Genomic DNA, 18,395 nt, shown 5'->3' on the forward strand with positions numbered 1-18,395 from the left:
GGCACCTCTCAGCGACGAGGAAGTGAAGCAGGCATATGGTTTCACACCAAAACGATGTCGGCACAGCTAAATTGGAAAAGGTCGTCATTCGGTTCGCCGGGGACTCCGGCGACGGAATGCAGCTGACCGGCGATCGCTTCACCCACGAGGCCGCCGCCTTCGGCAACGACCTGGCCACCCAGCCCAACTTCCCCGCCGAGATCCGCGCGCCCCAAGGCACGCTGCCCGGCGTCTCGTCCTTCCAGATCCAGATCGCCGACTACGACATCCTCACCGCGGGTGACCAGCCCGACGTGCTGGTCGCGATGAACCCGGCCGCGCTCAAGGCGAATCTGGAGGATCTCCCGCGCGGCGCCACCGTCATCGTCAACACCGACGAGTTCACCAAGCGGACCCTCGCCAAGGTGGGTTATGCCGCCGATCCGCTGGCCGACGAGACACTGTCGGACTTCGTGGTCCACCGCGTCCCGATGACCTCGCTCACCCTCGGCGCCACCGAATCGACCGGAGTCGGCAAGAAGGACGCCCAGCGCGCGAAGAACATGTTCGCCCTCGGCCTGCTGTCCTGGATGTACGGGCGCCCGATCGGCGGCACCGAGCAGTTCATGCGGGAGAAGTTCGCGACCAAGCCCGATATCGCCGAGGCCAACATCCTGGCGTTCCGGGCGGGCTGGAACTACGGCGAGACCACCGAGAGCTTCGCCACCACCTACGAGATCGCGCCCGCCGAACTCCCGCCGGGCACCTACCGCCAGATCACCGGCAACACCGCGCTCGCCTATGGCCTGATCACCGCCGGTCAGCTCGCCGGGCTGCCCGTCTTCCTCGGCACCTATCCCATCACTCCGGCCTCGGACATCCTGCACGAGCTGAGCAAGCACAAGAATTTCGGCGTCACCACCTTCCAGGCCGAGGACGAGATCGCCGGGATCGGCGCGGCGCTCGGCGCCGGGATCGGCGGTGCGCTCGGCGTCACCAGCACATCCGGCCCCGGGCTGGCGCTCAAGAGCGAGACCATCGGCCTGGCGGTGATGACGGAGCTGCCGCTGGTGGTGATCGATGTGCAGCGCGGCGGACCGTCGACCGGACTGCCGACCAAGACCGAACAGGCCGATCTGTTGCAGGCGCTCTACGGCCGCAACGGCGAATCACCGGTGGCGGTGCTCGCGCCGCGCTCCCCCGCCGACTGCTTCGCCGCCGCGGTGGAAGCCGCGCGAATCGCCCTCACCTACCGCACTCCGGTGCTGCTGCTGTCCGATGGTGCGATCGCGAACGGCTCCGAACCGTGGTCCATCCCGCAGGTGACGGAGCTGGAGCCGATCGACCCGGCGTTCGAACCGGAAGGCGACGACACCGACCCGTTCCAGCCGTACGCACGCGATCCCGACACGCTCGCCCGGCCGCTCGCCGTCCCTGGCACGAAGGGCCGCGCCCACCGCATCGGCGGCCTCGAGAAGGCGGACGGCAGCGGCAACATCTCCTACGACCCGGCCAATCACGAACTCATGGTTCGCCTGCGTCAAGCCAAGATCGACGGCATCGAGGTGCCCGATCTCGTGGTGGACGATCCGGACGGCACCGCCGAGCTGTTGCTGATCGGCTGGGGCAGTTCCTACGGCCCGATCGGCGAGGCGTGCCGTCGCGCGCGGCGGCGCGGTGTGCCGGTCGCTCAGGCGCATCTACGGCATCTGAATCCGTTGCCCGCCAACCTCGGTGACGTACTGCGCCGTTATCGCGTCGTGGTCGCGCCCGAGATGAACGGCGGCCAGCTCGCCACGCTGCTGCGGGCGAAGTACCTGGTCGACGTGCGACCGTGGACGAAGATCGCGGGCACCGCGTTCTCCGCCCAGGAGCTGGTCGGGGTCATCGACGCGGCGCTGGACGGGTCGATCGAGGAGCTGGAACAGAACAAGGTCTTCGCCGCACGGGCGCGGGCCACCTATAGAACACTGCCGGACGAAGGCCGTCCACAGCCCAGCGCAGGCGAGGCAGCCACATATCGGATGTCTGGGGGTATCGCATGACCATCGTGGAAACCTCACTGGTCGGCACCGATCTGGGACTCACCGGTGTATCCGGAGTGCCGTCCGCGGACGGACCGCAGAAGGTGAAGGACTTCACCTCCGATCAGGAAGTGCGCTGGTGCCCCGGCTGCGGCGACTACGTGATCCTGGCGACGGTGCGCGGCTTCCTGGCGGAACTCGGATTGCGCCGGGAGAACCTGATGTTCGTGTCCGGGATCGGCTGCTCCAGCCGCTTCCCGTATTACTTGGAGGCCTACGGCATCCATTCCATCCACGGTCGCGCGCCCGCGATCGCGACCGGATTGGCGGTCAGCAGGCCCGATCTGTCGGTCTGGGTGGTGACCGGTGACGGCGACGCGCTGTCCATCGGAGGCAACCACCTCATCCACGCGCTGCGCCGCAACGTGAACATGACGATCCTGCTGTTCAACAACCGGATCTACGGCTTGACGAAGGGCCAGTACTCGCCGACCTCGGAACAGGGCAAGATCACCAAGTCGACCCCGATGGGCTCGGTGGACCACCCGTTCAACACCCTGTCGGTGGCGCTGGGCGCGGAAGCGACCTTCGCCGCCCGCGCGCTCGACTCCGATCGTGCGGGACTCACCGAGGTGCTGCGCGCCGCCGCCGACCACCGGGGCACGTCGTTCGTGGAGATCCTGCAGGACTGCCCGATCTTCAACGACGGCTCGTTCGACGCGCTGCGCCGGGACAACGCCGCCGACCATCTCGTCCCGCTGCGGCACGGCGAGCCGATCCGATTCGGCACCGAGGGCGAATTCGCGGTGATACGACGGGGTTTCGGGCTCGCGGTGGCCCGGGCCGACAGCGTCGCGGAGTCCGATATCGTGGTGCACGACGCCTACGCCGACGACCCGGAGTACGCCTACGCGTTGTCGCGGCTGTCCGATCAAGGGCTCGAACACGTGGTCACAGGTATCTTCCGCAGCGTCTCTCGACCGACCTACGACGACGCGGTGCGCTACCAGATCGAGACGGCGCGGGAACGGAAGCCCGTCGGTCCCGAATCGCTGCAGTCCCTGCTCACCGGATCCGAAACCTGGACGGTCGGATAGCTGGCCGCGCCTGACCGGCTCTGCGGGGCGGACGCTCGCGGCGCCGGTCAGGCGCGCTTGGCGAAACCGAGGTCGACCACGGCGTCGCGTTCTTGCACCAACTCCGCGACCGACGCATCGATCCGGGGACGGGCCAGAGCATCGATCGCCAGGTCGGGCACGATGGTGTACTCGCCGTTCGCGCAGGTGACCGGGAACGAGCTGATCAGCCCGTCCGGCACGCCGTAGGAGCCGTCCGAGGCAACGGCCATGGAAACCCAGTCACCGTGCCGCGTGCCACGCACCCAGTCGCGGATGTGGTCGATCGCGGCGCTGGCCGCACTCGCCGCCGAGGACGCGCCGCGGGCCTGGATGATGGCGGTGCCGCGCTGCTGCACGGTGGGCACGAACTGCTCGGTCAGCCACGCCGGATCGCCGATCAGGTCGAGGGCGGGACGTCCCGCGATGGTGGCGTGCGCGACGTCGGGGTACTGCGTCGCCGAGTGATTGCCCCAGATCGCGACCCGGGCGATGTCGGCGGCGGGCGCACCGGTCTGCTTGGCCAGTTGCGCGATGGCGCGATTGTGGTCCAGCCGCGTCATGGCGGTGAAACGCTCGGCGGGCACGTCCGGTGCGTTGCTCATGGCGATGAAGGCGTTGGTGTTGGCCGGGTTGCCGATCACGAGCACCTTCACGTCGTCCGCGGCGCTGGCGTTGATCGCGGCGCCCTGCTCGGTGAAGATCGCGCCGTTGGCGGCGAGCAGATCCGAACGTTCCATCCCGGCGGTGCGCGGCCGCGCGCCGACCAGCAGGGCGATATCGGCGCCAGCGAAGCCGATCCACGGGTCGTCGCTGATGTCGATGGACTCCAGCAACCCGAACGCGCCGTCTTCCAGTTCCATCGCGACGCCCTCCAGCGACGCCACCGCGGCGGGGACTTCCAGCAGCCGTAGCCGCACGCGCGTGTCCGGGCCGAGCATCGCGCCGGAAGCGATCCGGAACAGCATGCCGTAGGCGATCTGGCCCGCGGCTCCGGTCACGGTGACGGTGACGGTCCCAGCGGCGGTGCTCACGACGAACTCCTTGCGGTAGGCGGACTTCTGTTGCCCACCCTAACCACTCTCACCGCCGCCGAAGGCCGACGGTGAGCTACGCGACAGTGACTCGTGCGCCGCCCGGCACCGGCCCCGGAGGAGAACCGCGGGGTCAGCTGAGTGTGGCGACCTCGCTGTCGGTCAGCACGATCGGCGAAACCGCGTCCTTGGCGCGCGCCAGCCGCACGGCGCGATACAGCGGCCGTTCCTCCAGCCCGGCGTCGCGCGCCTCGGCCCGCAACTGCCGCACCAGCATCTCGGAAACCGCTACGGCCGCGGCCAATCGACTGGCGGCGAGCGCGTCCGCGAGCCTGCGCAAACCGACCAGGTGCAATTCGCGGCCGCTGCCCACGTCGGTGTACATGGCCAGCGGAACGACCTGGGAGACCTCACCCGCGGTGACCCGCAGAGCGATCCGGCTCAACCGGGCCGGGAACACCAGGACCTCGACCCCGGTGGCCGCCGACATCTCCACCCGCCGTTCACCGAACAGTCTGCGGGCGTGGATCATCGTGCCGGTCAACCACATTCGCCGCCGACGCAGCGCGACGGCGTACAGGACGGTCGGCGCGCCGACGACGACGCCGACCGCCGCGGCGATCGGCCAGCTCACCACGGTCGCGGCCAGCAACGCCGCGCCGACCCCGATACCCGACGCGGCCAGCGCGAGGCGGCGCAACATCGGCGCGTACAACTCGGGCGCGACCAGATCGAGGCCCACCGGCGCGAGCGCCCGCTGGTCATCAGAATTCGTGGACACTACTCCGCCCTCTCGCGACTCCGGCGGCGGTGTGTGCGCGCCGGTCACGCTGCTGCTCCCGTCACCCGGCCGACGACGGGTTCGACGCACAGTACCGTGCGCGCGGCGGGCGCGCCGCGAAACTCGACGGGCAGCGCGCACCCGCCGCCTCGCTACCCGGCCAGCGACTCCCGGATCACGCCGACTGCCTCGGGCAGCGGAATCTGCCGTTGATCACCGGTCGCCATGTCCTTGAGCCCGATGGTGTTCTCCGCGAGGTCACGATCGCCGAGCACGAGGGTGAACTTCGCCCCGGAACGGTCGGCCGCCTTCATCGCGCCCTTCACACCGCGTCCGCCGTAGGCCAGATCGACCCGGACGCCCGCCGCGCGCAACTGCGCGGCGACAACCACGAGCCGCTGCTTGGCGGCGTCGCCCAGCGGCACGCCGAACACCTCGCAGCGCGCCGGGTTGCCCGCCGACTTGCCCTCGGCCGCCAGCGCCAGCATGGTCCGGTCGACGCCGAGGCCGAATCCGATACCCGACAGCGGCTGCCCGCCGAGCTCGGCCATGAGACCGTCGTAACGGCCACCGCCGCCGATGCCGGACTGCGCGCCGAGACCGTCGTGCACGAACTCGAACGTGGTCTTGGTGTAGTAGTCGAGGCCGCGCACCATGCGCGGGTTCACCACGTACGGCACGCCCAGCGCTTCGAGGTGGCCGAGTACCTGCTCGAAGTGCGCCTTGGCCGACTCCGACAGGTGATCGATCATCAGCGGCGCGTTCGCGGTCATCTCCCGTACCTCGGGCCGCTTGTCGTCCAGCACGCGCAGCGGGTTGAGCTGGGCGCGCCGCTTCGTCTCCTCGTCCAGCGGCAGTCCGAACAGGAAATCCTGCAGCAGTTCGCGGTACTGCGGGCGGCAAGTCTCGTCACCCAGCGAGGTGACCTCGAGGCGGAATCCGTCCAGGCCCAGGCCGCGGAATCCGGCATCGGCGATCGCGATGACCTCCGCGTCGAGCGCCGGATCGTCGACGCCGATCGCCTCGATGCCCACCTGCTGCAACTGGCGGTACCGGCCCGCTTGCGGCCGCTCGTAGCGGAAGAAGGGGCCCGCGTAGCACAGCTTCACCGGGAGCTGACCGCGATCGAGGCCGTGTTCGATGACCGCGCGCATCACGCCCGCCGTGCCCTCGGGACGCAGCGTGACGCTGCGGTCGCCGCGGTCGGGGAAGGTGTACATCTCCTTGGTGACCACGTCGGTGGACTCGCCGACGCCGCGGGCGAACAGGCCCGTGTCCTCGAAGACCGGCAGCTCGATATGCCCGTACCCGGCCAGTCGGGCGGCGCGGAGCAGGCCGTCGCGCACCGCGACGAACTCTGCCGAGCCGGGCGGCACGTAGTCCGGTACCCCCTTCGGGGCGGAGAAGCTGCTGGTCTTGGTCACGATGCTCCAGTTTCCACCACTACGGCACCGCAAGTCCAACCGGTTCCCCGAACCGACTCTCAGGAAGGTTGCGGAACAGTCTCAGGTAGAAATGGCACACTCTTATCCCGATGTAACCGGATACGGGAGGAACGTGGTAGTGCCGAGCAACGAACAGCGACGAGCAGCGGCGAAACGCAAGCTGGAACGTCAGCTCGCCAACCGGGCCGAGCGGGCGCGTAAGCGCAAGCAACTCACCATCGCCGGATCGGTACTCGGTGTCGTCGTCGTGGTCGCCGCCGTGACCGGGGTGTACTTCTTGACCCGCGGCGACGACAGCAACAGCTCCGATGCCGCCGACGCCTCGCTGTCCAGCACTCCCGCCGCGGCCGCCCCGCCCTCCGCGAAGGCCAAGCCCGCGACGGTCGACTGCACCTACCGCGACAGCGCCAAGCCCGCGGACAAGCCGGTGAACAAGCCGAAGGCCGGCCCCGTCCCAACCACCGGCGTCGACGCCAAGGTCAGCGTCAGCATGGACACCAGCCAGGGGCCGATCGGGCTGACCCTGAACAACGCCGATTCGCCGTGCACGGTGAACAGCTTCGTCAGTCTGGCGGCGCAGAACTACTTCGACGGCACCAGCTGTCACCGCATGACCGCGGGCGAGGGCCTGAAGGTCCTGCAGTGCGGCGACCCCACGGGTACCGGAATGGGTGGGCCCGGTTACGAGTTCGACAACGAATACCCGACCGACCAGTACGCTGCGAACGATCCGGCGGCGACTTCGGAGCCGATCTCGTACAAGCGTGGCGTGCTGGCCATGGCCAACGCGGGGCCGGGAACCAACGGCAGCCAGTTCTTCATCGTGTACTCCGATTCCCTGCTCCCGCCGCAGTACACGATCTTCGGCACCGTGGACGACAACAGCCTCGGCACGTTGGACAAGATCGCCGCGCTGGGCCAGGACGACTCCAACGGCCCCGGGGACGGGAAGCCCAAGCAGCCGGTCACAATCCAGTCGGTGCGCATCGACCGCTGAGTGCGGATCCGGGCCCGCGGCGTCTCGGCCGCGGGCCCGAGCCGTATCCACGTCCCTGCAGCCGAAGTGCGGATAGTGGAACCTTTCTTCGGTTAGGGTGCCCTCAGCCCGAAGATCATCCGGCGCGCCCGAAGACACGCCGGAAATGTGCGATATATGCTGATAAAGCAGCACGCTCGTGCGATTGTGCCGACCTTTGTCAGGTAACCTCGAAACAAGGAGTTCTTGCAGCGTAGTGCGGCCTCGGCCGGGCTATCCCCGGGCAGGAAGTGCCACGCCGCAAGTTCTTCGGGTGTCCACGTTTGCAGGCGGGACCCGCTGCACGGGACTACAGTTCGCGTGGCGGCGTCCGTAACGAAGCACCACCATCATCCATAGTGATCACCGCAGCATCGGGGAGCAGCCATGTCCGAGGAACTGGACGACATCGGCCGGGAAACCGCGGCCATGATGAGGACAATGTTGCAGCTTGCGACGCTCGTCGCCTTGCGTACCCGCGAGCGTGGTCAGAAGGAAGCCGAAGCGCGCGTCAAGCTCACCGAGGCCCGGATCAAAGAGGCCAAGGAACTGCAGTTGCGGGAGGCCAGGGACGCGAAGGCCAAGGACCCGCGCAACACCGAGCTGGCCCGGCTGATCGAGAAGCCGATCCCGGAAAAGGGTGTGTCCCTGGAGAAGGACCGCTTCTCCGCGCAGGCCGAGGCATCACGGATGGCGGCCAATGCCGCCGCCGCCAAGCCGGCCTTGCAGTACGACTCCCAGGAACGCCGGATGGCGATCGCGGCACATCTCGCGAAAATGGGTGTGGCGCCGGAACTCGCCGCGGTGCGGATGCTGATCGAAGTAGGGCAGGCACAGCCTCCGGGTGAGGCCGTACGCACCCGCCCCGGCGAGGCGCCCGCGGTTACCAGGGCAGGACGGGAACAGGATCCCCGCGGCTTGGAGCGCACGCGATAGCACGAGACGGACGAGTGCCCGCTGGATCATCCAGCGGGCACTCGTCCGTTCCGAACCCTTTCGGCGAGAATCGCCGTGACGCATCGCCACTACGGCGGGAAGTTACCGATCGTAGGGTCACTGAACATGCCGTTCTGCGGCGCTTTCGTCGGTAGCGGGTTGAGCATGTCCTTATGACCGTTGCGCACACTGCAATACTTGAACGGTCCCTTGGGATCGAACAGTTTCGCCATATGCGGATCGGCATGATCCAGGAACCAGACGCTCAGTCCGGTCGCCCCGTCCTGGCGGTAGTGCTCCCAAGCGCGCCATAACGCGTCCAGCCGGGCAATTGCCTCCGCGTGCTGCCACCACTCCGGGCACCACACGGTGTCACTGAGATCGGTGACCTGCCGACGGTAGATCACGCTGAGATAGTTCTCGACGAACTCGACCACGTTCGCGTAGTGCATGTTCTGCTGCGGTTCGTTCACAGCGGCCGGACCTCCTCGACTTGGCCATACTCCGGCGGTGGCGTCGACTTGCTCAGCGACGGCGAACCGATGACGTCCGCGATCTGCGTCTTGCGCTGCGGATCATGGTGCGAGATGGACTGTTTCACGTCGGAAGCGTACTCACCCTCCCACCACGGCACGGTACGGATGAGCACCGGTGGCGCACCGGACGGGAACAGGATGGCCCGCCCACGCGGCAGCGTCGCCAGACCGTTGACCGAGAACGTCTTGGACGAGCCCAGCGAACGTGAGTAACTCTTGCCGCCCTTGGATTCGGACACCGACTGCGAGATCGCGTCGTACTCACCGAGCACATCCGAACGCTCCTGCAGGAACTTCGTGTCGTCCACGCCGCTGCCGAGCACTTTGATGTTCGCCGCCGACCACAACGCGTTCATGCCGCTCTCGCCCCAGCAGCGGGCGCCCTGCGCCCAGGACTGCAGCACGGTCATCACGACGATGCCCCGGGAGCCGAAGTGGCTGTACTGCTTGGGCAGATCCTTCCAGCGCACCACGTTTGCCGCCTCGTCCAGCACCGCGAGCAGCGGGATCGCCAGGCGCCCACCGGCCGACTGCGACGCCTTGCGCATCGCCACGTCCACCACCGCCTCGGTGAGCGCGCTCACCAGCGGCGCGGCCGAACCGCGGCCCTCCAGCGACAAGCTGTAGAGCGTTCCGTTGTTCTCCAGGAACTCCAGCTCGTCGAATTCCCTGCGGTCGCCGCCCCGGGAGATCCACGGATGCACGTTCGACAGTTTCAGGCAGCGGATCATCTTCTTGGCCGTGCCGAAGATGCCGCTGCGCGTGCGCGGATCGGTGTTGTACTGCGAGGACAGGCCCGAGGCCGTGTAGTGATGACGGGCGGCGCGCAGCAGCTCGATGGGCTCGGTGTCCTGCGGATTGGTCACCCACTCCCAGACCTGCACGATCGGCCTGCTGCCGTTGCGGTCGCCGACGGCGGCGGCGAGGAACAACCCGGCCAGCAGGTCCTCGGCCTCGGGATCGAAGAACGCGTCGGTCTTCGTGTCCCGGCCGTCGTCACCGTCGGCGAAGTGCCCCGCAAGCCGCGCCGCGCGCATCTCACAACCTTCGCGCTTGGCGTCCACCCAGGACAGCGGATCCCAGAACCAGGTCGGCTCTTCACCCGCGACACCCTGCGGGTCGAAGACGAAGGTGGGACTTCCCTTGGACTCCCGCACGTCTCGGGTGGCGTCCACCACGTCGCGCTTGTTCGAGGTGGCCAGCACCGGGCCGATCGCGCTGAGGATCGCCGGGATGACTCGGGAGGTCGACTTGCCCTGACGCGGACCCCAGATGTCCAGGTGCAGATCCTCGTACGAACCGTAGAGCATCACCCCGTCGGCCACACCAACGCCGATCGGCACGCCCGGAGCGTCGTCGTAGCCGAGTCTCACCCCCAGCTGCTCGGCCTTCTCCCGGACGCCCGCTTCGGTGAGCATCGAGATCGCGCCGCCGTTGCCCATCACGTCGGCCTTGTCGTCGACCGGCAACCTGCCTTTGGACCGGCGCTTCTGCAACTCCTTGCGGATCACCAGATACGCTACGACGCTGAGGATCACCAGCAGCACGATCGCCGTCGCCGCGCCCGGCCAGCGCAGCCTTCCTCGCGCCAGATCGGCCGCGATGGCGATCGGGTTGAACGGAACCTTCTGCGGGCTGCCCTCGAGCATGTTGCCCAGATGCAGCGCGAGCCAGAGGGTTCCGAAGATCGCGAAGCCGGCGTAGGTCAGTAGCAGGCTGACATCGGGTCCGGGGATGGCCGGATCCGTCACCTTTTTCTTCTTCGCCATGTGTCCCTCCTGGGTCGGCCGTCCGGTACGGAAAGCGAGTGGTCAGCGGAATGCGTCGAGCCGCCAGCCGTCGGGTGTGCGCACGACGGTGGCGATCACCGTCGCGGGCGGCAGCGGCTCCTTGCGTCCGTTCGGATGGACGACGGTCTGCTCGATCCCGATCTTGAACTGCTGGACGTTCGGATCGCTGAGGGCAGGAGCCTTCTCGCCGGACGCGAAGGTGAACGCCTCCACATGCGCCCCTTCCCTCGCCCAATCCGCCCACTGCAGTGTCGACTTCGGCGTCTGCACCGCGGTCGGCGTCGCATCCAGCATACGAATCAGGCTGGGGCCGAGAAACTTCCGCGCTCGGCCCAGAGACTCGCCCTGGGTCTCGGTGGCGGGCTGCCAACTGTAGATTTCCCGCAACGCCGCGACCGCGACACCGTCCGGCGTCACCGGGTCGGGGGCGGGCACGCCCTCCAGCAACCGGGGTGTGGACGTAGCGGAATGCGCCGCATCGGATCCCGAGTCCGCGCGGTCCGTCCGGCCACAGGCCGAACCCAGCACCGCGACGCTCACCACCAGCATCACCACCAGTTTCGCGCGTGCATTTGCTCTGTCCATCCAGGCTAACCGCACACCGGGGCGTCGCGGCAGTCCCGCCGCCGTGTGTTCGCGCCCGTGAACGCTCACAGCACCCTCCTCGCCCGTCCGTCTCCTGGCACCGCGACTTCCGAAACGCCGCCGCCGGATCGGACGTCCGCGCCGGGCACCGACTGGATCATCCGGCCGTTGCCCGCATAGACGCCGACCTGCGCGGGTCCACGCGCGCCGAACGAGCTGAACACGAGATCCCCGGGCTGCGCCTTGCTCATCGGCACCTCCGCGCCCGCCTCCCACTGCTGTTCGGCCGTGCGCGGCAACGTCACCGCGCCGGAGGACGCCGCGAACACCGCCGCCGCGGTCAGACCCGGTCCGTCCAACCCCCCGCCGCTCGGTCCTTGGGGTCCCCCGCCGCCCCACACGTAGGGCGTGCCGAGCCACTCGTGCGCGGCTTGGACGATCTGGTCGCCGGCCGAACCCTGCCCAGGGGTGAACCGGCCGAGCGAACCCGGCGCTCGGTATTGCGCTTCCATGGTGAGAATGTTGCGCACGTATGGCTGGGTCTCGGCGTAGTGCGCAGCGAGCTGGTTCGGCATGCCGCCCGAGGCCAGCACCGCGCCTTCGCCGGCGTTGTACGCCGCCAGCGTCAAAGCGACGATGTCGCCCTGCACCCTGCCCTCGGCCTGCCACCGCTGGATCTGGTGCGCGATCGCGCACATGTAACGCCCCTGGCCGACGATCGCGTCCCCGTCGTCCCACACGCTGGCCACGCCGTTGCCGTCGGCATCGATCACGTACGGCTGACCGTCGTCGGGATCGATGCTCACCGCGGTGGTCGGCAGGAACTGGGCCAGGCCCTGCGCACCGGCGGGCGAGGTCGCGCCGCGCCGGAAACCGGATTCCTGCCTGCCCTGCGCGGCCAGTAGCGACGGCGTGATCTGCGGGCAGATCGACCCCGCACGGCGGTACCAGATCTCCAGTTCTTGTGGCACCTTGCCCGCGGCCAGCGCGCCACCGGCGGTGCCGAAACCGAGGCTGCAGCGTGGATCGCTGGAATACGCTCGCGCACCGCCGACATCCGGGGTCGGCGCACCGTCGAGCCAGGGCAGCGGATCGATCTGCCGTCCGCCGGTGAAACGGCCGCCCGGGACGATCTCGAAATGCAAGTGGGGCCCGCTGGATTCACCCGCCGACCCCACCGCGCCGATGTGCTGCCCCGCGGTCACCGTATCGCCCGGCCGGACCAGGACGCCGGAGTCCCACATGTGGCCGTAGACCGCCGAGTACGAACGGCCGTTGATGTCCACCGAGTCGACGACGATCCAGTTGCCGAATCCGGATGCCGGACCGGCGGCGACGACGCGGCCGTCGGAGACCGAGAAGATGGGCGTGCCGTCCGGCGCGGCCAGGTCGACGCCCTTGTGCGCGCCACCCCGCGCGCCGAACGTGTCCGACACCGTGAAGGTTCCGGTGGCCATCGGCAACGTGCGGCGCAGCGGGCCGACTCCCGCCGCGAGTGAGGGTGTGGCGGTCGCGGCCGGATTGGGTCGGCTCGCGCCGGTACCTGTTGTCGCGGCGGCGCGCCGATCGCCCGGCGGGTAACCGCCCAGCGGCGGAAGCGCCGACTGCGAGCCGAGCACGGAGCCGCCCTCACAGGCGTCGTCGACGGCGGGCATGACGATGACCAGCACGATGGTCATCAGGCCGAGCACCGCGCCCAGCGCCGTCCACAAGACGGATTTGCCGCTCACCGCCGCACTCCGGCATCGTGCCGCGCGCAGCCCGGGTTCACGTGCGGCGCCGAGTCTCGTTGAGGGTGTCGGCCAGCGTGCGGTTCATCTCGGCGGCGGCAGCCAACTGCTGTTGCAGCAGTGCGACCTTGCGCCGCAGCGCGGTGGCGTCCATCCGCTCCAGACTGGGGCCTTCGGCCGCGCGCACCCAATTGCGCACCGAGTTCGTGTGCACACCGATCTGCTCGGCGACCACGCGGCATGCCTCCGATTCACTGCGCAGCTTGCCGGTCAGCGCGATGACCTGTTCGACCGCCGCTTGACGCACCTCCGGCGAGACGCGTCGGTAGGACCGGTGCGGCATCATGCGGCGCTCCCCGGTGAATCCGTTCCTCGCGAGATCGATTCGGTGAACTCGCTGAACCGCTGGTTGGTGTCGTGGATCCCGCTTTCCTTCTCCGACAGCGTGAATTCCATGTGGAAGGGGATACCGGGGCGGCGATCCTCACCGATTTTCAGCAGGAACTTACCGGTGCCGGGCGGGGAGGGCCGCTGCTGTCCCGGTTTGAGCGCCTCGCCGGTCAGCGCTTGCGGCGCGGACCATCCGGTCACCATCTCCTCCTCGGCCGAGGTGAACGGAACCGTGCTGTCGAGCCGTTTGATCTCCTCGGCCGGAAGCGCGCCGAAGATCTTGGCGCGCGCCCGCTCGAGGAAACCGAGCGCCTTCGCGATGGCGGCTTCCGATCCGAGCGCCTGCAGGTCCTTGATGGTGTGGCTGATCATGATCAGCGCGGTGGCGATGCCGCGCTGCAAGCGGGTGAGCTCGTCGACGCGGTCGACCATGAAGTCACCGAGGCCGAGCACCTGCCACAGCTCGTCCATCACCACTTGGAAATAGCGCTGCGGACCGAGTTTCGCGTCGGCGAGCACGTGCGCGGCCTCGACCGAGGCGAACCCGTCGGCCCAGCAGGCCAGCATGACCGCGGCTTTGAGCTTCTTGTCGCCGGTCGGGATGTGTGAGACGTCCATGCACACCGCGACCGCGCTGGTATCGATCGGCACGGTGGTCTGGCCGTTGAAGACCGCGCCGAACGGTCCCTGGGTGAGCGCGCGTAGGGAGCGGCGCAGCCCCTTGATCGCCTCCTGGTACTCCGCGGTGTCGTCGGCGCCCGCGTCCAGCATCAATTCCTCGCCGCCGCCGACGATCACCTCGAGCAGGTTCTCCATGATCGGCGGCTGGTCCGGCGTGTACCCGCTGCCCGGCCGGTAGAGTATGCGCAGCGCGGTGGCGATCAGGGTCTCCTCGTAATCGCGGACACGATCGCCGCGTACCAGTTCCACCAGGCCCGCGATCAACGTCACCTGCCTGGCCCGCAGGTCCTGCAACACCTGCAGCTGCAACGCCGGGAACTCTTCCAGTCGCGGGACGACCGCGCCGAGCACGCCCGCCGCGAGCGGGTTGAGCTTGCCGTGCCCGTAGCCCAGATCGATCACCTGGCCGCCGACGAGCTCGACCATCTTCCGGTAGTCCGGTTTGACGTCGGCGAGGATCAACGGCGTGATCCCTTGCGCGATGCCGCCGAGCACGATGCGGCGGACCAGCGAGGACTTGCCGAAACCGTTGAGGCCGAGCACGAACAGGCTGGGCGCGGTGATGAAGCTGCCGCGCATGAACCAGTTCATCGGGTCGAAGCAGACCGGCGCGCCGGTGTGCAGATGCGAACCGAGGGGCGTGCCGATCAGCGGCGCGCCCGCGCCGACCGACCAGGGCCACAGACCGGCGACCTGGGCCGTGGTGGCACGGTACTCGACCGGGCGGCCGACCACGTTCATCCGGCCGCCGCCCGCGCCCGCGTAGCCGCGGTCGGTGAGTTGCGCTGTGCTGCGGTCGAATCCGTCCTCGATCGTCTGCTCCGCGCGGGCCGCGTAGTTGCGGCGGCGGATGTCGTCGGTGCGGACCCGGAACTGCGCCCATGCCGCCCGCAAGCCATTGCCCTCCCGGGCGAGCATCTCCAGCTTGGCACGGGTGGCGTCGTCGAGCAGCGGTGGCCCGGATTGCTTGCGCCGATCGGCTTTCGCCTTCGCGCGACGGGCCGCCTTGTCCGTGTACGGGCTGCCCATCGCGCGGTCGGCGGTGTAGTCGACCTTCGCGGGCCGTGCCACGCGACCGTTCCTGGCGCCGCTGCGCTCCGGCCGCGCGGCGATGCGCTCGGTGACCGCGTCGCGGGACATGCGGGGGTTCCGTTCGGCCCGGGAGCGTTCGTTGTGCCCCCGGTCGGCGCGCACGCCGTCGGACCGGCCCGCGCCCGGTCGAGCGCGACGCTCGCCCGCTCGCCGGTCGGTCGTGTCCACGCCCAGCCGGTCCTCGCCGTTCACCCGCGCCGAGTCCCGTGTGGGGCGCCGCCGTTCCGGCCGCTGTCCCCACTCGTCCCGGCCGGATTGTTCGAGCCGCCTGCGGCGTGCGTCCTCGTCCCGTTCTCGCACGGGTGGCTCGTAGTCGCGTGCCATGAATCGCTCACCCCGCCAGTGCCTTCGGAATTGTCGCGTGTTCCGGCAGGATCACCCCGCAACCGAGCGAGGCCGCGAAGGCCGCCGCCTGGTAGCGGTAGCACCGCCGAATCTTCAAGCGCGCCTGGGTCGACAGGTCGCGCGTGATGGCTTCGATGCGCGGCAGGTCACCGCGCAAGGGCTCGGTGATGGTCACCAGCGCCCCGAAGCGGGTCACACCGTGACCCCTGGCCTGCTCCTCGCGGGCCTGCTGAGTCGCGCCCACCCGCAGCGTCGCCGCCGCGGACACGACTCCGCGTTCGCTCTGTTGGGCCACCAACGCGTTCTTGAAATCGTCGTCGACGATCTCGGCGGCGTCGGCGGCCGAGTGCGGACGGTACACGATCGCGATACGTTTGCGCGGCACTTCGGGATTCGGCGCGAGCAGCCGCTGCAGCACCCGCTCGTCGACCGCGCCCTCGGGGGCGGCATCCATTTCCCAGGTGACCGACCGGCCACCGTCGTGCACCAAGTAATCCCACTTCTCGTCGTGGGACACCGGGCCCGCGTCCGCCCAGTCCAGGCCGTGCCCTTCGGGTTCGCCCGCGGCCACCTCCAGGTCGGCCTGCGAGGCGGGATCGTAACTGCGGCGGATGAACGAGATCACCTCGTCCGCCGACATCGGCTGAGCGCGCACACCGGCTTCCGCCAGGGCGGCGCAGATGCCGGGCAGGCGCCGGCCGATCTCCACGGCTTCTTCGGCCGGGTTCTTGCGGCGCTCGGCGGTGGTGGCCTTGAACGTGATCGCCACCCGCGGCAGCAACTGCACGCGCTCCTGCGGCAGTTCGGTGGCCAACTCGTACATCACCTGCTGGGCCAGTTCGGGCGCCTCGGGCCTGGTGATCGTGGAAACCTCGGTGAGCAAACGGTTTCCGGTCTCCGGCACGGTGTCGATCACCGGCACCACGGCGACGATGTCGCTGGTCTGTCCGACCGAGGCCAGGAAGGTTCCCCACGCCGACACCCACCGGTCGATCACGGGCTGGTCCACGGCCTCATGACCTTGCGGCCACGCGCGCAGCACCACGGTGTACTGGGCGAACTGCGGCAAGTGGATCATGCCGAAGCTGTAGCCACCCGCGTCGATGCCCTCATACAACTTGGAGGGCGCGAGCAGGCCCGGCAAACGGGTGACGCCGCCGGGGATCCGGGAGAAGCGGCCACCGCGGTACACGTGCTCGCCACGACTGCGCGAGCGCATCCAGTTGAACATCATCAATCCCGTCTCGTAGCCCGAACGACCTCCGGTCCGCCACACCAGTGGGACCATCACGACGACACCGACGCCGCCGACGATCACACCCCACTGGAAGCCGCCGACCATCGCGGTGATCAGCGCCGTGATCACGACCGCGAAGCCGAGCACGGTTTCCTCCCAGCGCAAGCCGAAAAGGCCTGCGCTGCGCGGCTTCTGCCAAAGCCCGTACGAGCGGCGCTCGTAGGTGTCGGTGATTGTCATCGCGGAATGGTGCTCCTCCCGAGGTCGGGTGAACGGTTCGTCCAGCGATCGCCCGCGACGTCACCCATGGCTTGGTCGGCCCGGCTCAGCCCACCGCTCGCGGCGCGCGCCGCGCCGATCCGGCCTGCCGTCCTGGCCGCTCCGGACGCTACCCCGGCCGCGCCCGCAGGTCCGGAGGCGCGCGGAGCCGCGCCGCCCTGGGGGCCGCCGCCACCGCGCGGCGGCGTCGGCCGAGGTGCGCCGCCGCCACCACGCGGTCCGCCCGCGCCGCCCGGGCGCGGTCCGGTGCCGCTGCCGCTCACATAGCCTGCCCGGCCCGGCGCCGCAGTGCCCTTCACGCCGACCGCCTTGGTGCCCATGGCGCCGAGAGCAGCCACACCGACCAAGGTGCCGCCCGCCGCGGTGAAACCCGAACCGCCGCTGCCGACGATCGCCACGGCCGGAGTGACCAGTCGCATCAGCGCGGGCAACACGAATGCCACGCTGCACAACAGCACGATCGCCACCAGCATGCGCTGGGCCTGCTCACCGTCGGGCAAGCCGCTGGTCGGAGTGAGCGAGTCGACGTGGCCCGCCGTGGTGAACGCGATCATGTAGACGATCGCCGCCACCGGTTTCCACAGCATGAAGGCGATGATCCAGCCGATGAGCTTCTGATAGGACTGCTTGCCGATGTTCATGCCGGAGGCCGCCGCGGCCAGCGGGAGCACACCGGCCGCGATCACCAGCAGTCCCTGCCGGACGATGGCGAGCACGATCTGCGCGAGCGCGCCGAGCAGGCCCACGATCGCGATGATCAGCACCAAGCCGGGCGAAAAAGCCTGCAGCTTGCTGGTTTTCACCATCAGCTCGGCGAGGTCCTTGGCATTGCCGTTGGTCGAGTCGTCGATGATCCACTCCGCGAAGCGGTCCGACGCCTGCGTGCCCGCGACGATGACCGCGCCCAGCATCCAGGAGCTGAACACGACACGGGTGAACATCCGGAACGATTCGGCCGCCTCGTTCATCGCGGCCCCGCGTCTGGCTTCGGCCAATCGCGCCCCGGACAGGATCACCGACGCTATCAGCAGCAGGATCTGCGCTTGATAGGTGTAGTCGTTGATCTTCGTGAACAACGAACCGGAATCGCTGACCGCCTCGTTGGGCACCTTCATCCAGAAGGTCAACGCCAGGATGATGGCCTCGCCGAGACCGTTCATCAGCGAATCGACCACCTTGCCGAAGGTGGAGTCCCAGGCCTTGTCCTTCACCGCCGTCGCAGCCTGGTTGGGATGCGAGGCGGCATTGCCCGCCTTGCACGCGGCGGACGCGGCGTCACCGAGGGTGAAGCCGGGCAGCCCGAGGCCGTCGAGGCTGTCGTGGATCTCGTTGCACGTATCGTCGAAGCCGTACGTCTGGCCGTAGGCCACGGTCGGAGTCGCGATCATCACAGTGAAGATG

Annotated in this window: 15 protein-coding genes; 4 read left to right on the forward strand and 11 right to left on the reverse strand. The window is 68.8% G+C overall.

The window, feature by feature from the left end:
• Positions 1–35 precede the first annotated feature (35 nt).
• Both ACIHAX_RS05040 and ACIHAX_RS05045 read left to right on the forward strand, forming a co-directional pair.
• A complete protein-coding gene (locus ACIHAX_RS05040) occupies positions 36–2,024 on the forward strand; it encodes a 2-oxoacid:acceptor oxidoreductase subunit alpha (protein WP_397275886.1) in 1,989 nt (662 codons plus the stop codon).
• On the forward strand, positions 2,021–3,100 hold the full coding sequence (locus ACIHAX_RS05045) for a 2-oxoacid:ferredoxin oxidoreductase subunit beta (RefSeq protein WP_397275888.1): 1,080 nt from the start codon (positions 2,021–2,023) through the stop codon (positions 3,098–3,100). The genes ACIHAX_RS05040 and ACIHAX_RS05045 overlap by 4 nt, the downstream gene beginning before the upstream one ends.
• 47 nt (positions 3,101–3,147) lie before the next feature.
• Here ACIHAX_RS05045 and ACIHAX_RS05050 read toward each other — a convergent pair whose 3' ends face one another.
• The 3 genes from ACIHAX_RS05050 to hisS all read right to left on the reverse strand — a co-directional run bounded on the left by ACIHAX_RS05050 (position 3,148) and on the right by hisS (position 6,357).
• Positions 3,148–4,152 (reverse strand): malate dehydrogenase, encoded by a 1,005-nt coding sequence (locus tag ACIHAX_RS05050; protein WP_364425869.1) that lies wholly within the window; start codon positions 4,150–4,152, stop codon positions 3,148–3,150.
• A gap of 133 nt (positions 4,153–4,285) precedes the next feature.
• Entirely contained in the window at positions 4,286–4,933 is a 648-nt protein-coding gene (locus ACIHAX_RS05055) for a hypothetical protein (RefSeq protein ID WP_356961671.1), read from the reverse strand.
• 152 nt (positions 4,934–5,085) lie between these two features.
• Entirely contained in the window at positions 5,086–6,357 is a 1,272-nt protein-coding gene (gene hisS, locus ACIHAX_RS05060) for a histidine--tRNA ligase (RefSeq protein ID WP_039798966.1), read from the reverse strand.
• Positions 6,358–6,496: 139 nt separating this feature from the next.
• Between hisS and ACIHAX_RS05065 the strand changes: the two genes are divergently transcribed.
• Complete coding sequence (locus ACIHAX_RS05065; RefSeq protein WP_356961670.1) at positions 6,497–7,375, forward strand: peptidylprolyl isomerase; 879 nt, start codon at positions 6,497–6,499, stop codon at positions 7,373–7,375.
• Between the two features lie 405 nt (positions 7,376–7,780).
• Positions 7,781–8,329 carry a hypothetical protein gene (locus ACIHAX_RS05070; RefSeq protein WP_355070533.1) on the forward strand — a complete coding sequence of 183 codons (549 nt, stop codon included), beginning with the start codon at positions 7,781–7,783 and terminating at the stop codon, positions 8,327–8,329.
• Positions 8,330–8,418: 89 nt separating this feature from the next.
• Here ACIHAX_RS05070 and ACIHAX_RS05075 read toward each other — a convergent pair whose 3' ends face one another.
• The 8 genes from ACIHAX_RS05075 to ACIHAX_RS05110 all read right to left on the reverse strand — a co-directional run bounded on the left by ACIHAX_RS05075 (position 8,419) and on the right by ACIHAX_RS05110 (position 18,382).
• Positions 8,419–8,802 carry a DUF4913 domain-containing protein gene (locus ACIHAX_RS05075; protein ID WP_355070531.1) on the reverse strand — a complete coding sequence of 128 codons (384 nt, stop codon included), beginning with the start codon at positions 8,800–8,802 and terminating at the stop codon, positions 8,419–8,421.
• Positions 8,799–10,634, reverse strand: coding sequence for a TraM recognition domain-containing protein (locus ACIHAX_RS05080; protein ID WP_355070529.1), 1,836 nt, complete (start codon positions 10,632–10,634; stop codon positions 8,799–8,801). The genes ACIHAX_RS05075 and ACIHAX_RS05080 overlap by 4 nt, the downstream gene beginning before the upstream one ends.
• A gap of 42 nt (positions 10,635–10,676) precedes the next feature.
• A complete protein-coding gene (locus ACIHAX_RS05085; protein ID WP_364425874.1) occupies positions 10,677–11,240 on the reverse strand; it encodes a hypothetical protein in 564 nt (187 codons plus the stop codon).
• Between the two features lie 65 nt (positions 11,241–11,305).
• A complete protein-coding gene (locus ACIHAX_RS05090) occupies positions 11,306–12,970 on the reverse strand; it encodes a peptidoglycan DD-metalloendopeptidase family protein (protein WP_397275891.1) in 1,665 nt (554 codons plus the stop codon).
• Between the two features lie 37 nt (positions 12,971–13,007).
• Positions 13,008–13,316, reverse strand: a complete 309-nt coding sequence (locus tag ACIHAX_RS05095; protein ID WP_067802237.1) for a transposase — start codon at positions 13,314–13,316, stop codon at positions 13,008–13,010.
• Positions 13,313–15,457: a hypothetical protein gene (locus tag ACIHAX_RS05100; protein WP_356961665.1), complete on the reverse strand. Its 2,145-nt coding sequence runs from the start codon at positions 15,455–15,457 to the stop codon at positions 13,313–13,315. The genes ACIHAX_RS05095 and ACIHAX_RS05100 overlap by 4 nt, the downstream gene beginning before the upstream one ends.
• A 7-nt stretch (positions 15,458–15,464) precedes the next feature.
• On the reverse strand, positions 15,465–16,955 hold the full coding sequence (locus ACIHAX_RS05105; RefSeq protein WP_355070521.1) for an SCO6880 family protein: 1,491 nt from the start codon (positions 16,953–16,955) through the stop codon (positions 15,465–15,467).
• Positions 16,952–18,382, reverse strand: a complete 1,431-nt coding sequence (locus ACIHAX_RS05110) for a hypothetical protein (protein WP_355070519.1) — start codon at positions 18,380–18,382, stop codon at positions 16,952–16,954. The genes ACIHAX_RS05105 and ACIHAX_RS05110 overlap by 4 nt, the downstream gene beginning before the upstream one ends.
• Positions 18,383–18,395 lie beyond the last annotated feature (13 nt).

The organism is Nocardia sp. NPDC051929 (genome assembly GCF_044548645.1).
Taxonomy (GTDB): Bacteria; Actinomycetota; Actinomycetes; order Mycobacteriales; family Mycobacteriaceae; genus Nocardia; species Nocardia sichangensis.

What these genes read in the sequence shown, in the direction of transcription:
- ACIHAX_RS05040 (WP_397275886.1), top strand. Translation starts at nt 36, where the DNA reads ATGGTTTCACACCAAAACGATGTCGGCACAGCTAAATTGGAAAAGGTC.
- ACIHAX_RS05045 (WP_397275888.1), top strand. Translation starts at nt 2,021, where the DNA reads ATGACCATCGTGGAAACCTCACTGGTCGGCACCGATCTGGGACTCACC.
- ACIHAX_RS05070 (WP_355070533.1), top strand. Translation starts at nt 7,781, where the DNA reads ATGTCCGAGGAACTGGACGACATCGGCCGGGAAACCGCGGCCATGATG.
- ACIHAX_RS05080 (WP_355070529.1), bottom strand. Translation starts at nt 10,634, where the DNA reads ATGGCGAAGAAGAAAAAGGTGACGGATCCGGCCATCCCCGGACCCGAT.
- ACIHAX_RS05085 (WP_364425874.1), bottom strand. Translation starts at nt 11,240, where the DNA reads ATGGACAGAGCAAATGCACGCGCGAAACTGGTGGTGATGCTGGTGGTG.
- ACIHAX_RS05095 (WP_067802237.1), bottom strand. Translation starts at nt 13,316, where the DNA reads ATGATGCCGCACCGGTCCTACCGACGCGTCTCGCCGGAGGTGCGTCAA.
- ACIHAX_RS05100 (WP_356961665.1), bottom strand. Translation starts at nt 15,457, where the DNA reads ATGGCACGCGACTACGAGCCACCCGTGCGAGAACGGGACGAGGACGCA.
- ACIHAX_RS05105 (WP_355070521.1), bottom strand. Translation starts at nt 16,955, where the DNA reads ATGACAATCACCGACACCTACGAGCGCCGCTCGTACGGGCTTTGGCAG.
- ACIHAX_RS05110 (WP_355070519.1), bottom strand. Translation starts at nt 18,382, where the DNA reads ATGATCGCGACTCCGACCGTGGCCTACGGCCAGACGTACGGCTTCGAC.